General features: G+C 72.4%; 14 protein-coding genes. 7 read left to right on the forward strand and 7 right to left on the reverse strand.

The features are described 5' to 3' along the window. The first annotated feature begins 20 nt into the window (after nt 1-20). The 5 genes from ung (at nt 21) to O7602_RS02825 (ending at nt 3,319) form a co-directional block, all read left to right on the forward strand. The gene (gene ung / locus O7602_RS02805) at nt 21-722 is read left to right on the forward strand and encodes a uracil-DNA glycosylase (RefSeq protein ID WP_281586667.1); all 702 of its coding nucleotides are present in this window, start codon (nt 21-23) and stop codon (nt 720-722) included. A gap of 152 nt (nt 723-874) precedes the next feature. After that, entirely contained in the window at nt 875-1,555 is a 681-nt protein-coding gene (tsaB, locus tag O7602_RS02810; protein WP_281586668.1) for a tRNA (adenosine(37)-N6)-threonylcarbamoyltransferase complex dimerization subunit type 1 TsaB, read from the forward strand. After that, complete coding sequence (gene rimI, locus O7602_RS02815; protein ID WP_281586669.1) at nt 1,552-1,995, forward strand: ribosomal protein S18-alanine N-acetyltransferase; 444 nt, start codon at nt 1,552-1,554, stop codon at nt 1,993-1,995. The genes tsaB and rimI overlap by 4 nt, the downstream gene beginning before the upstream one ends. A 5-nt stretch (nt 1,996-2,000) precedes the next feature. Further along, a complete protein-coding gene (gene tsaD / locus O7602_RS02820) occupies nt 2,001-3,068 on the forward strand; it encodes a tRNA (adenosine(37)-N6)-threonylcarbamoyltransferase complex transferase subunit TsaD (RefSeq protein ID WP_281586670.1) in 1,068 nt (355 codons plus the stop codon). After that, on the forward strand, nt 3,065-3,319 hold the full coding sequence (locus O7602_RS02825; protein WP_281586671.1) for a hypothetical protein: 255 nt from the start codon (nt 3,065-3,067) through the stop codon (nt 3,317-3,319). Before tsaD ends, O7602_RS02825 begins: the two co-directional genes overlap by 4 nt. 64 nt (nt 3,320-3,383) lie before the next feature. Here the strand turns inward: O7602_RS02825 and O7602_RS02830 are convergent, their stop codons facing one another. From O7602_RS02830 to O7602_RS02860, 7 genes are all read right to left on the reverse strand, one after another. After that, a complete protein-coding gene (locus O7602_RS02830; RefSeq protein WP_281586672.1) occupies nt 3,384-4,121 on the reverse strand; it encodes a DUF4142 domain-containing protein in 738 nt (245 codons plus the stop codon). A 101-nt stretch (nt 4,122-4,222) separates the two neighbouring features. Then, nucleotides 4,223-5,398 (reverse strand): ROK family transcriptional regulator, encoded by a 1,176-nt coding sequence (locus O7602_RS02835; RefSeq protein WP_281586673.1) that lies wholly within the window; start codon nt 5,396-5,398, stop codon nt 4,223-4,225. 31 nt (nt 5,399-5,429) lie between these two features. After that, nucleotides 5,430-6,689 carry an ABC transporter permease gene (locus tag O7602_RS02840; RefSeq protein ID WP_281586674.1) on the reverse strand — a complete coding sequence of 420 codons (1,260 nt, stop codon included), beginning with the start codon at nt 6,687-6,689 and terminating at the stop codon, nt 5,430-5,432. After that, on the reverse strand, nt 6,686-7,504 hold the full coding sequence (locus O7602_RS02845; RefSeq protein ID WP_281586675.1) for an ATP-binding cassette domain-containing protein: 819 nt from the start codon (nt 7,502-7,504) through the stop codon (nt 6,686-6,688). The genes O7602_RS02840 and O7602_RS02845 overlap by 4 nt, the downstream gene beginning before the upstream one ends. 118 nt (nt 7,505-7,622) lie before the next feature. Beyond that, nucleotides 7,623-8,723, reverse strand: a complete 1,101-nt coding sequence (locus tag O7602_RS02850) for a substrate-binding domain-containing protein (RefSeq protein WP_281586676.1) — start codon at nt 8,721-8,723, stop codon at nt 7,623-7,625. A 175-nt stretch (nt 8,724-8,898) separates the two neighbouring features. Beyond that, nucleotides 8,899-9,378, reverse strand: a complete 480-nt coding sequence (gene ybaK, locus O7602_RS02855; RefSeq protein WP_281586677.1) for a Cys-tRNA(Pro) deacylase — start codon at nt 9,376-9,378, stop codon at nt 8,899-8,901. A 116-nt stretch (nt 9,379-9,494) separates the two neighbouring features. Continuing rightward, complete coding sequence (locus O7602_RS02860) at nt 9,495-10,727, reverse strand: methyltransferase domain-containing protein (RefSeq protein ID WP_281586678.1); 1,233 nt, start codon at nt 10,725-10,727, stop codon at nt 9,495-9,497. 257 nt (nt 10,728-10,984) lie between these two features. On the opposite strand from O7602_RS02860, the gene groES reads away from it, so the two are divergent. Continuing rightward, on the forward strand, nt 10,985-11,299 hold the full coding sequence (gene groES, locus O7602_RS02865) for a co-chaperone GroES (RefSeq protein WP_088998427.1): 315 nt from the start codon (nt 10,985-10,987) through the stop codon (nt 11,297-11,299). A gap of 70 nt (nt 11,300-11,369) precedes the next feature. Beyond that, nucleotides 11,370-13,016 carry a chaperonin GroEL gene (gene groL, locus O7602_RS02870; protein ID WP_281586679.1) on the forward strand — a complete coding sequence of 549 codons (1,647 nt, stop codon included), beginning with the start codon at nt 11,370-11,372 and terminating at the stop codon, nt 13,014-13,016. The last annotated feature ends 71 nt before the right edge of the window (nt 13,017-13,087 follow it).

Raw genomic sequence — 13,087 nt, forward strand, 5'->3', positions numbered from 1 at the left:
ACGACTGCGAAAGGTTGCCGATGCCCGACGATGCCCCCGCCCTCGACCTGTTGGCGCTCCTGCCCGAGCCGTGGCGTGCGGCCCTCTCCCCGCACCTCGACCCGGCCCGCACCGCGGCGTTGGCCGAGTTCGTCGCCCGGGAATACGCCACCGCCACGGTCTTCCCGCCGCTGGCCGACCTGTTCTCCGCCTACCGGTTGTGCGGGCCGGGTCAGACCCGGGTGCTCATCCTCGGTCAGGACCCCTACCACAAGGCGGGGCAGGCGCACGGCCTGAGCTTCAGCGTGCGCGAGGGTGTGCCGGTGCCGCCGTCGCTGCGCAACGTCTTCAAGGAGCTGGAGGCGGATCTGGGCGTGCCGAAGCCACGCGGCGGCAACCTGGACGGCTGGGCGGCGCAGGGTGTGCTGCTGCTCAACTCGGTGCTGACGGTCCGGCAGGCCGCCCCCGGCTCGCACGCCAACCGGGGCTGGGAGGAGTTCACCGACGCCACCATCCGGGCGCTCGACGGGCTCGACCAGCGGGTGGTCTTCCTGCTCTGGGGCGGCTACGCGCGCAAGAAGGCGGCCCTGGTCACCAACCCGCTTCACGTGGTGCTGGAGGCCGGGCATCCCAGCCCGATGAACCCGAAGGGCTTCCTGGGCAGCCGTCCGTTCAGCGCGGCCGACAAGGCGCTCGCCGACGTGGGCCTGCCCACCGTCGACTGGGCGCGTTCCGCAGGCTGACCGCCCCGCTCACCCCGATCCGGCCCGCGCCGGATTGAACGGTCCGGCCCGCGCCGGACCGCTGACCCGATCCGGTTCGCGCCGGGCACCCGGTCCGGTTCGCGCCGGGCTGACCCGCGTCGGCCGAACCGGGCCGGATAGGCTGGCAAACCGTGCTCGTACTCGTGGTGGACTCCTCGACGTCCGCGGTGACCGCGGCGTTGGCCGAGGTCTCGGCGGACGGCGTCGCGCTCCGCGCGTCCCGGTGCACGGTCGACGCCCGCGCCCACGGCGAGTTGCTCGCGCCGCAGGTCGACGCGGTGCTCGCCGACGTGGGCGCGCGCCCCGCCGACCTGGCCGCGATCGTCGCCGGGCTCGGCCCCGGGCCGTTCACCGGCCTGCGGGTGGGTCTGGTCACCGCCGCCACGATGGGCCAGGTGCTGGGCGTGCCGACGTACGGCGTCTGCTCGCTCGACGGCCTCGGCCTGCCGCCGTCGGACGACGGTGAGACGGTGCTGGCGGCGAGCGACGCGCGGCGGCGGGAGGTCTACTGGGCCGTCTACGACGGCGCCGGCCGGCGCGTCGCCGGGCCGGACGTGGCCGCACCGGCGGTGGCCGCCGAGCGCGCCCGCGACCTGGCCGTCGCCGTCGCCGTCGGCGACGGCGCGCACCGGTACGCGGACGTGCTGGGGCTGCCGGTGCGGGCCGAGCCGCGTTACCCGGACCCGATGGCGCTGGCCGGCCTCGCCGCGGAACGGATCCGGGCGGGCGCGCCGGGCGAGCCGCTCACCCCGCTCTACCTGCGCCGGCCGGACGCGGAAGCGGCCACCGGCCACAAGCCGGTCCTGCGATGAGGCTGAGTCGGTTCCGCTGGTGGCAGGTGGACGAGGTGCTGCCCATCGAGGCGGACCTGTTCGGCGCCGAGCAGTGGTCGCCGGGGATGTTCTGGAACGAACTCGCCAACGGGCACTTCTATCTGGTCGCCGTCGACGACGACGGCGGCGTGGCCGGGTACGCCGGGCTGGCCGTGGCCCCGCCGGACGAGGCGTGGGTGCAGAACATCGCGGTCCGCCGGGACGCTCAGCGCCGCGGCGTGGGTCGGGCGCTGCTGGAGGCGCTGCTCGCCGAGGCGGCCCGGCGCGGCGTCCGCAGCACGTTGCTGGAGGTCGCCGCCGACAACGCCCCGGCGCAGCGCCTGTACGCCACGTACGGCTTCGAGCCGATCGGCGTGCGGCGCGGCTACTACCAACCGAGCAACACCGACGCGCTGGTCATGCAGCGCACCGAGGACTGACGCGGATGGCTGACGAACCACTGATTCTCGGCATCGAGACCTCCTGCGACGAGACCGGCGTGGGCATCGTGCGCGGGCACACGCTCCTGGCCGACGCGCTTGCGTCGAGCGTCGAGGAGCATGCCCGGTTCGGCGGGGTGGTGCCGGAGGTGGCCAGCCGGGCGCACCTGGAGGCGATCGTGCCGACCATGGACCGGGCGCTGCGGGAAGCCGGCGTCACCATCGCCGACGTGGACGCGATCGCGGTGACCTCCGGGCCGGGCCTGGCCGGCGCGCTGCTCGTCGGCGTCGCCGCCGCGAAGGGCTACGCGGTGGCCGCGGAGAAGCCGGTGTACGGGGTGAACCACCTCGCCGCGCACGTGGCCGTGGACACGCTTGAGCACGGCCCGTTGCCCGAGCCGGCGATCGCGCTGCTGGTCTCCGGCGGGCACTCGTCGCTGCTGCGCGTCGACGACCTGGCCCGGGGCGTCGTGCCGCTCGGCGCCACCATCGACGACGCGGCCGGGGAGGCGTTCGACAAGGTGGCCCGCCTGCTCGGGTTGCCCTTCCCGGGCGGGCCGCACATCGACCGGGAGGCGCGCGCCGGTGATCCGGCCTCGATCGCGTTCCCGCGCGGGCTGACCGCCGCGAAGGACCTGGCCGGGCACCGCTTCGACTTCTCCTTCTCCGGCCTGAAGACGGCGGTGGCCCGCTGGGTGGAGGCGCGGCAACGGGCCGGTGAGCCGGTGCCGGTGGCCGACGTGGCGGCGTCCTTCCAGGAGGCGGTCTGCGACGTGCTCGTCGGCAAGGCACTCGACGCCTGTCGCAGCAGCGGGATCGACACGCTTGTGATCGGCGGCGGGGTGGCGGCCAACTCGCGGCTGCGGGCGATGGCCGAGCAGCGGGCCGCGAGGCACGGCGTCCGGGTGCGTACGCCCCGGCCGAAGCTCTGCACGGACAACGGCGCGATGGTGGCGGCGCTCGGTTCGCACCTGGTCGCCGCGGGTGTCGCCCCAAGCCGGCTGGACCTGCCGGCCGACTCGGCGATGCCGCTGACCGTGGTCAGCGTCGGACCGCAGGAGGGGACCGAATGATCGTCCGGATGTGGGAGGCGAAGGCCGAGCCGTACGGCTTCGCCGACCTGATCACCTGGGTCTGCGAGACCGCGCTCCCCGAGTTCGAGCACGACCCGATGCACGTCGCCAGCGAGGTGTTCTCCTCCACCGACCATCGGCTGGTGGTGATCTCGAAGTGGCGGAACAACCCGCAGGCTCTGCCCGAGCCCCCCATGCGCCTGGTCGCCCGCCCCCCACACAGTTGGGACTTCACCTCCGTCGACCGCTGAGGGTGTTAGGAGGGGGCCCCGCCTATACCGGAGGCGTTAAGCGGGGCCCCCTCCTAACGCCTGCTCAGGAGCGGCGCATCAACCGCCAGGTCGTGTATCCACCGGTGCCCAGCGCGATCAGGAAGACCGCCCACACGATCCCGGTGCCCACCTGGAGCCCGCCACCGCCGGCGGCGTTGGCCTGGGCGGCGGCGACAAGCGAGTCCCGCTGCGCCGCCGGCAGCGCGGGCGGCGGCAACTGCTGCCAGCGGACCAGCCCGGTGCTCTCCAGCATGGTCATGTGGTCGTTGACGAACTTGTTCGCGTCCTCGGCGAGCTTGCGCACGACCGGGTCCTTGGTGCTGGCCCGGACCGCGCCGATCACCGGGAAGATGTTGCCGTGGGCGACCCGGAGCCGGGTGACGAAAATCTGGTCGAACTGTGCGCCGGTGGCGTTCTGCATCTCGGTCAGCCACCCCTTCTGCTGGGTCGTCGGGTCCGTCGGCAGGACCGCGCCCAGCTTGTTGGCCGCCTCGACCACCAACTCGTCAAGCACGCCGTGCTGGCGGGCGATCTCCGCGCCGACCTCCCGTACCCGGGGGGACTGGCCCCTCTCGGCGGCCATCATCCCGGCCGGCATCTCCCAGAGCCCGGCCAGCCGGACGCCGTTGAGCAGCGTCATGTCGGCGGCGTTCATCTGCACGCCGGGATTGGGTGCGGCCAGCGCCGCGCCGGGAAGAACGCCGATCCCCGCGCCGATCGCGACGAGCAGCAGGGTCACCCGGTGCGCCAGCCGGCGACGTGCGGATTCCAGCGATGCCATGGTTGCGGTGCCTCCTCGGTCCGGACCGTTACGCGGGTCGCGGACGGCCGCACCCGCCGGCCGTCCCGCCGTCCGCACACTGGTACGGATCCCCGGGCCGATCAGTTCAGCGGGTCGGCAAGGAGGCGTTCGAAAGCCAACTCGGCGGCGCCGACCAGCGCCGCGTCGTCGCCGAGTTTCGGGGTACGCAGCCGCACGTGTTCCAGGCAGGCGGGCAGCCCGTTGCGGTTGAGCCGGCTGCGCACCTGGGCGGCGGCGGCCAGGTAGAGGTCGCGCATGGTGCCCCCGAAGATGACCATCTCCGGGTTGAAGATGTTGACCAGGTTCGCCACGCCGAAGCCGAGCCAGTCGCCGGCCTGCCGGACCGCGCTCTGCGCCCGGGCGTCCCCGCGGTCGGCCGCGTCGAAGACCCCGAGCAGGGCGTCGCGACCGCGCGCGTCGGCCCGGTCGGCGGCGCGCAGCAGCCCGTACTCGCCGATCTCGGTCTCCCAGCAACCGCGCCGGCCGCAGTCGCAGCGCGCGCCGTCGCGGACCACCACCATGTGGCCGACCTCGCCGCCGTAGCCGCCGTGCCCGGTCAGCCGCCGCCCGCCGGCGATGATGCCGGCGCCGACGCCCACGTCGCCGTACAGGTAGATCACGTTGTCGCAGCCGGTGGCCGCGCCGCGGGCGTGTTCGGCGAAGGCGGCCACGTCAGCCACGTTGCCCACCGTGATGGGTACGTCGATGCCCAGCTCGGCGGCGAGCGCCGCGCCGATCGGCTCGTCCACCCAGCCGGTGGTGGGGCTGAGCCGCACCAGCCCGTCGTCGCGGCGCACCATGCCGCAGACCGCGACCCCGGCGCCGACGCAGAACGACTCCGCCGGCACCGTCTGGTGCATCTCCTTGACCGCGCCGGCCAGCAGCGGGGCGGCCTCTCCGGCGACGAGGTTGCGCGGCCGGTCCAGCTCCCGGCGGTCGAGCACCTCGCCGCCGAGCCCGACCCGCGCGGCCCGCAGCCGGTCCACCTCGACGCTGTACGCGTACGCGTAGACCCGGCCCGACTCGGGCCGGACGACGAGTGACGGTCGTCCGGCCCGGCCGGTCTCCTTCGGTGTCCCCTCGCTGACCAGGCCGGCGGCGGCCAGGTCCGCGGTCAGCGCGCCGATGGTGCTGCGGTTGAGCCCGAGCGCGGTGGTCAGCTCGGCGCGGGTGGTGGCGCCGTGCACGTGCACGTAGCGGAGCAATGCGCCCAGGTTCTGCCGGCGGATCTCGTCCTGGCTGGGACCCGCGCGCATTGCCACTGCCATGGTGTGTCCGCGCCCGAGGTCAGCGCGTGCCGGTGGCGGCGGCTCGCCGCCTCGACAGCGCGTCGATGGTCGCGGCGGCGAGCAGGACCACGCCGGTGACCACGAACTTGACGCCCGAGCTGTACCCCATCAGTCCCATGCCGTTGTCGATCACCGCGACCACCGCGCCACCGAGCACGGCGTCGAGGACGCGGCCCTTGCCGCCGAAGAGGCTGGTGCCGCCGATCACCGCCGCGCCGACGGCGTAGAGCAGCACGTTGCTGCCGCCGGTGTTGGGGTCGACCGAGTTGGCCCGGCTGGCCGCCACGATGCCACCGATGGCCGCCATCCCGGAGCAGATGACGAAGACGGAGACGCGGATCCGGTCCACGCTGATGCCGGCCCGGCGGGCCGCCTCGGCGTTGCCGCCGACCGCGTAGATGTGCCGGCCGTAGCTGGTGCGCTGGAGCACGAACGTCCAGACGACAAGCAGCAGCGCGATGATCGGCACCACGATCGGCACGCCCTTGAGCGAGACCACCAGGACGTTGCGGCTGCGCTCCAGGTTGAGCACGTAGACCGCGACGCCGAGGATCACGGCGAGGCCACCGATGCGGGCGGCCACCACCGCGATCGGGTCGGTGACCAGACCACGGGCCGACCGGTTGCGGTAGCGCAGCAACTGCACGGCCGCGTACCCGGCGACGGCCAGCACGGCCAGCGCCCAGCCCAGCACGGGCGGGAGGTTGCGGTTGGCGATCGCCACCAGCACGCTGTCCCGGACCGAGATGTTGGCGCCCTCGTCCATCAGCGTCAGCACGACGCCCTGGAACGCGAGGAAGCCGGCGAGCGTGACCACGAAGGACGGGATGCCGACCTTCGCGACCAGCAGGCCGAGCACGACGCCGATCACCACGCCGGTGCCGACGGCGGCGACCACCGCCACGTACCAGGGATAGCCGAGCACGGTGACGGTGTTGGCCAGGATGGCGGCGCAGACACCGCTGGCGAAGCCGGCGGAGAGGTCGATCTCGCCGAGCAACAGGACGAAGACCAGGCCCATCGCGATGAGCGTGACGGCCGCGCCCTGGGTGAACAGGTTGGCGAGGTTGCCGGCGGTGAAGAACGACGGGCGGGCGATCGAGAAGCCGACGGCGAGCGCGACGAGCATCACCACGGCCGGCAGGGCGCCGATGTCGCCACCGCGTACCCGGCGCCAGTAGTTGTTCACGTGGGTGCCCACGGTCGGTGCCGGTGCCAGGCCGGCCGGGCGTTCCTTCTTCACGGCGGTGGCGGTCATCGGACGGCTCCTGGAGTGGTGTCGACGGGCGCGGCGCCGGTGCCGTTGCTGCCCGGTTCGCCGGCGAGGCCGAGGTCGCCGGAGCGGCCGGCGGTGATCAGCTCGACCACCTGCGAGTGGGTGATGTCGGTGGTCTTCACCTGGGCGACCATCTGGCCGAGGTAGAGCGCGGCGATCCGGTCGGAGACCGCGAAGACGTCGTTCATGTTGTGCGAGATGAGCACCACGGCCAGGCCGTTGTCGGCGAGCCGGCGGACCAGCTCCAGCACCTGGGCGGTCTGCGCGACGCCGAGCGCGGCGGTGGGCTCGTCCAGGATGACCAGCTTGCTGTTCCAGAGCACGGCCTTGGCGATGGCGACGGTCTGCCGCTGCCCGCCGGAGAGGCTGGACACGTGCTGGCGCAACGACTTCACGGTGCGGACGCTGAGGCCGTCCAGGGTCTCGGCGGCCATCTGCTCCATGGTCGGCTCGTCGAGCACGATGCCGCTGTGCTTCTCCCGGCCGAGGAACATGTTCTGCACGATGTCGAGGTTGTCGCAGAGTGCCAGGTCCTGGTAGACGACCTCGATCCCGAGCGCGGCGGCGTCCCGAGGGCTGTTGATGCTCACCGGCCTGCCGTCGAAGAGGAACTGGCCGGCGTCGGTGGGATAGATGCCGCTGATGCACTTGACCAGGGTCGACTTGCCGGCGCCGTTGTCACCGACGAGCGCGGTCACCTCGCCGGCGTGTGCCGTGAGCGCGACGTCACGCAGCACCTGGACGGGACCGAAGCTCTTGTCGATCCCGCGTAGCTCCAGCAGGGGGGTTGCGGACACGGGGGTCTCCTTCAAACGGAGGGGAGGTCTCGGATCCCGTCCGGGCGTGGGGCGGGGAGCGCCGCCCGGCGCGGGAGTGTTTCCCCGGGCCGGGCGGCGCCGCCTGATGCGGGGTGGGTCAGCTCACGCCGGCGTCGGTGCAGAGCTTGGCGAAAGCACCGGTGCAGAGCTCGTCCTTGGTGACGTAGCCGTCTGCCACGACGTCCTTGACGTTCTCCTTGTAGATGGCCTTCGGCTCGAGCAGCACGGACGGGACGTCCCGGTTGCCCTCCGGGTCCTTGACGGTCTGGCCGGTGTCCTTCTTCTCGCCCTTGGCGAGCGCGATGGCCAGCTCGGAGGCGGCGTCCGCCTCCTTCTTGACCGCCTTGTAGACGGTCATGCACTGGTCACCGGCGAGGATGTTCTGCAGACCCTCCTTGGTGGCGTCCTGGCCGGTCACCGGGACCTTGCCGTTGAGCTTGTTCTTCTTCAGCACCGAGATGGCCGCGTTGCCGAGGCCGTCGTTGGCGGCGAGCACGCCGTCGATCTTGCCGCGGGCCTTGGTCATCTGCTGCTCGAAGATGGTCGCGGCCTGCGCGTTGTCCCAGGCCGGCACCGAGTCGTCGGCGACCTTGGTGTATTCGTTCGCGTCGAACTTCGGCTTGAGCACCGAGTCGTACCCGTTCTTGAACAGGGTGGCGTTGTTGTCGGTCGGCGAACCGTTGAGGTAGGAGATCGCCGGGTTCTTGGCGCCCTTGTCGGTCAGGCACTTGACCAGGCCCTCGCCCTGGAGCTTGCCGACGGCCTCGTTGTCGAAGCTGACGTAGTACTGGGCGGAGCCGCCCAGGGTCAGCCGGTCGTAGTCGATGGTGGCCACGCCCTGCGACTTGGCCTTGTCGAGCACGGCCTTACCGGTGCCGGAGTCCAGGTTGACGATCATCAGCACGTTGACGCCGTTGGTGATCATCTGGTCGGCGATGGTCTGGAACGCGGTCTTGTCGTTCTGCGCGTTCTGGATGTCGGACTCGACCCCGGCGGCGTCGAACGCCTCCTTGAGGTACTTGCGGTCCGCGCCCTCCCAGCGGGCGGAGGACTTGCTGTCCGGCAGGATCACGCCGATCTTCGGCTTCTTGTCGTTCGAACCGCCGGCCTGGTCGGAACCGCCGTCGTCGCCGCAGGCGGCCATGCTGCCGGTCGCGAGGAGGCCGACGGCCGCGAAGGTGAGGAAGCCCTTGCGCATGTGCACGGGTCCTTTCGGGGGTGGGGAGTTGCATTCGGTTGTTTTGTTGTGTCCGGCAACGTATTCCGCGCTTCCCGCCCTCCGCAAGAGTGCCGAGGTCAGAAGTTTGTTGGCGGCGGTAACAATTCAGCAACGCGGTTGTCACCCGGCCGACACCGGGGAAAGAACCGCCCGCTCAGCGCCCGGCGACGGGGGCGGTCACGGCCCCGGTCAGCGCGACCAGGTCGGCCGGGGCGAGCTGCACCTGCAGACCCCGGCGGCCGGCCGAGACGTACACCGTCGGGTGCGCCAGCGCGGAGGCGTCGACCACTGTCGGCAGCGCCCGGCGTTGCCCGAGCGGACTGATCCCGCCCCGCACGTACCCGGTCGCCCGCTCGGCCGCGATCCGGTCGGCCAGCATGGCCCGCTTACCGCCGACGGCCGCGGCCAGCGCCTTCAGGTCCAGCTCGCCGGTCACCGGCACCACCGCCACGGTCAGCTCGCCGTCGACGTCCGAGACAAGCGTCTTGAACACCCGCTCCGGTGGCACCCCGAGCGCGGCGGCGACAAGCGCGCCGTAGTTCGGCGCGTCCGGCGAGACGTCGTACGGATGCGTGCTGTGCACGATCTTGCGCTTGGTCAGCAGCGCGGTCGCCGGAGTGCCCCGTCCCGCCATGACCGCCAAGCTAACCCGGCCGCCGCTCCCGGGCGAGTCGAAACCCGACCGTGCTCAACGTAGGCCGGCGCCGGTGCCGTCGGGGCGATGGCGACGCGCCCGGCCGGTGACGCCGCTCAGCCGGCGGCCGGCACCGGCCGGCAGATCAGCGTGGTGGGCGCGCCGGCCACCCGGGTCAGCACCAGGCTGGCCGCCGCGTCGCCGGCCAGGCGCAGGTCGCGGCGCAGCTTCTCCGGCTCCAGCGCCGACCCGCGTTTGCGGATCTCCACCCGGCCGACCCGGCGCTCCCGCAGCAGGGCGCGCAGCCGCTTCAGCGAGAACGGCAGCACGTCGGTGATCTCCAGGCAGCGGGCGAACGGGGTGGGCCGCGCCGCGTCCGCGTAGAGGTAGGCGATCGACGGGTCGGCGAGGGTGGCGTCGAGGTCGGCGGCCAGCTCCGCGACCAGGTGCGCGCGGACCACGGCCGGGTCCGGGTCGTACAGGAACCGCCGCACGGGCCCCACCGTCGCCTCCTCTCCACCGGTGCCGGTGAGGTGATAAGAAGGGGCCCCTCCTCTACCGGAGGCGTTAAGTGGGGGCCCTTCCTTCTCGTGCAGCAGGGTGGCGCGGCGGGGGACCTCGGCCAGCGCGCCGCACCAGAGGGCCGCCTCGACGAGGTCGCCGTCCACGCTTACCCACTCCGCCTCGGCGCCGGCCGGGATCAGCGCGTGGTCCAGGCCGGGGGCCACCTTCACCACGGTGTGCGGCACCCGCGCGGCCAGCCCGGTGACGAAGTCCCAGGGCGGCGAGTAGGCGTTCGGGTCGAAGATCCGCCGGCCGGTGCCGGCCCGCCGCCGGGCCGGGTCGCAGAAGACCGCCTCCACCCCGGTCACGTCGAACGCCGTGGCGTCGCCGCACTCCACCGTCAACAGCTCCGCCAGCCCGGCGGCCTCGGCGTTCGCGGCGGCCATCGCGGCGGTCACCGGGTCGGCCTCCACCCCGTACACCCGGATGCCGGCGCGGGCGGCGGCGAGCGCGTCCGCGCCCAGGCCGCAACCCAGATCGGCCAGCGTGGTCACCCCCGCGGCGCGCAGCCGGGCGGCCCGCCGGTCGGCGACCACCCGCCGGGTGGCCTGTTCCAGCCCGGCCCGGGTGAGGAACATCCGGGCCGCCGCCGACCCGAACTTGCCGACGGCGCGGCGACGCAGCTCCGCCTGGGTCAGCGCCGCCGCCGCGAGCCCGGCCGGCACCCCGGCCGACCGGAGCGCACCCGCCGCCGTCAGCGGGTCGCCGCCGGCCACCCGCGCCGCCGCGTCGAGCGCGGCCGACCCCTCGGGGGTACGCAGGGCGGCGAGCTGGTCGAGATCCACCCGCCCATTGTCCCGACCCGCCTCGCGGAGCGACACGGCGGACGACGCGCTGGCACTCTCCTTGACGGAGTGCTAGCCGAGGAATAACCTGCGATTAGCACTCTCACCCTGAGGGTGCCAACGCCCGGGCCCTGGTGTCCGGGGGTTGAACGCCAGGCGGACCGGCACCCGCGACGACGGCCCCGCCCGGTGGCATGTGGCAGATTGACGCTGGTCGGCGTGCCGACCGGTAACGACACCAAGTACCCCAGGAGGGTATGCCCGTGACTACCGCGACCAAGGTTGCGATCAAGCCGCTCGAGGACCGCATCGTGGTGCAGGCGAACGAGGCCGAGACCACCACCGCCTCGGGCATCGTGATCCCCGACACCGCCAAGGAGAAGCCGCAGGAGGGCACCGTCCTCGCTGTCGGCCCGGGCCGGATCGACGACAAGGGCAACCGCGTGCCGGTCGACGTGAAGGTCGGCGACACCGTTCTCTACTCGAAGTACGGCGGCACCGAGGTCAAGTACGCCGGCGAGGAGTACCTGGTGCTCTCCGCCCGCGACGTCCTCGCGGTCATCGAGAAGTAAGCAACCGATCAGTGTCGTTGCCCCGGTCCGGCTCGCCGGGCCGGGGCAACGATGCTTCGAAGGGATACTGATGGCAAAGATCCTGAGCTTCTCGGATGACGCCCGGCACCTGCTCGAGCACGGTGTCAACGCCCTCGCGGACGCGGTCAAGGTCACCCTCGGCCCCCGCGGGCGCAACGTCGTCCTGGACAAGAAGTTCGGTGTGCCCACGATCACCAACGACGGTGTGACCATCGCCAAGGAGATCGAGCTCACCAACCCGTACGAGAACCTCGGCGCGCAGCTGGTCAAGGAGGTGGCGACGAAGACGAACGACGTCGCCGGCGACGGGACCACCACCGCGACCGTGCTGGCCCAGGCCATGGTGCGCGAGGGCCTGCGCAACGTGGCCGCCGGCACCAACCCGACCGCCCTGAAGCGGGGCATCGACGCGGCGGCCACGAAGGTCTCCGAGGCGTTGCTCGGCAGGGCCGTCGAGGTCGCCAGCAAGGAGTCGATCGCGCACGTGGCGACCGTCTCCGCGCAGGACGCCACCATCGGCGAGCTGATCGCCGAGGCGATGGAGCGGGTCGGCCGCGACGGTGTGATCACCGTCGAGGAGGGTTCCGCGCTCACCACCGAGCTGGAGGTGACCGAGGGGCTCCAGTTCGACAAGGGCTTCATCTCGCCGAACTTCGTCACCGACGCGGAGGGTCAGGAGTCGGTCCTGGAGGACCCGTACATCCTGATCACCACGCAGAAGATCTCGGCGATCGAGGAGCTGCTGCCGCTGCTGGAGAAGGTCCTCCAGAACAGCAAGCCGCTGCTCATCATCGCCGAGGACGTCGAGGGCCAGGCGTTGTCCACGCTCGTGGTCAACGCCATCCGCAAGACCGTCAAGGTCTGCGCGGTGAAGGCCCCCGGCTTCGGCGACCGGCGCAAGGCGATGCTCCAGGACATGGCGATCCTGACCGGCGCCGAGCTGGTCGCCCCGGAGCTGGGCTACAAGCTCGACCAGGTCGGCCTGGAGGTGCTCGGCACCGCCCGCCGCGTCGTCGTCGACAAGGAGAACACCACCGTCGTCGACGGTGGCGGCCAGTCCGCCGAGGTCGCCGACCGGGTCGCCCAGATCCGCAAGGAGATCGAGGCCTCGGACTCCGAGTGGGACCGGGAGAAGCTGGCCGAGCGGCTGGCGAAGCTCTCCGGCGGCATCGCGGTGATCAAGGTCGGCGCGGCCACCGAGGTCGAGATGAAGGAGCGCAAGCACCGCATCGAGGACGCCATCGCCGCGACCAAGGCCGCGGTGGAGGAGGGTACGGTCCCGGGTGGCGGCGCCGCCCTGGCCCAGATCCTGCCGGTGCTCGACGACGACCTGGGCTTCACCGGTGACGAGAAGGTCGGCGTCTCGATCGTGCGCAAGGCGCTCGTCGAGCCGCTGCGCTGGATCGCCCAGAACGCCGGCCACGACGGCTACGTGGTGGTGCAGAAGGTCGCCGGCCAGGAGTGGGGCACCGGACTCGACGCCGCCGTCGGCGAATACGTCGACTTGGCCAGGGCCGGCATCCTCGACCCGGTGAAGGTGACCCGCAACGCGGTCACCAACGCCGCCTCGATCGCCGGCCTGCTGCTCACCACGGAGAGCCTCATCGTGGAGAAGCCGGCCGAGCCGGAGCCGGCCGCCGCCGGTGGGCACGGCCACTCGCACGGCCACGGCCACCAGCACGGCCCGGGCTTCTGACCCGAGGAACACAGCCCGACCTCAGGGCACACCGCCGAGCCGGCGGTGTGCCCTGAGGCGTATTCGCTTAC

This window comes from Micromonospora sp. WMMD1128, from assembly GCF_027497235.1.
Taxonomy (GTDB): Bacteria; Actinomycetota; Actinomycetes; order Mycobacteriales; family Micromonosporaceae; genus Micromonospora.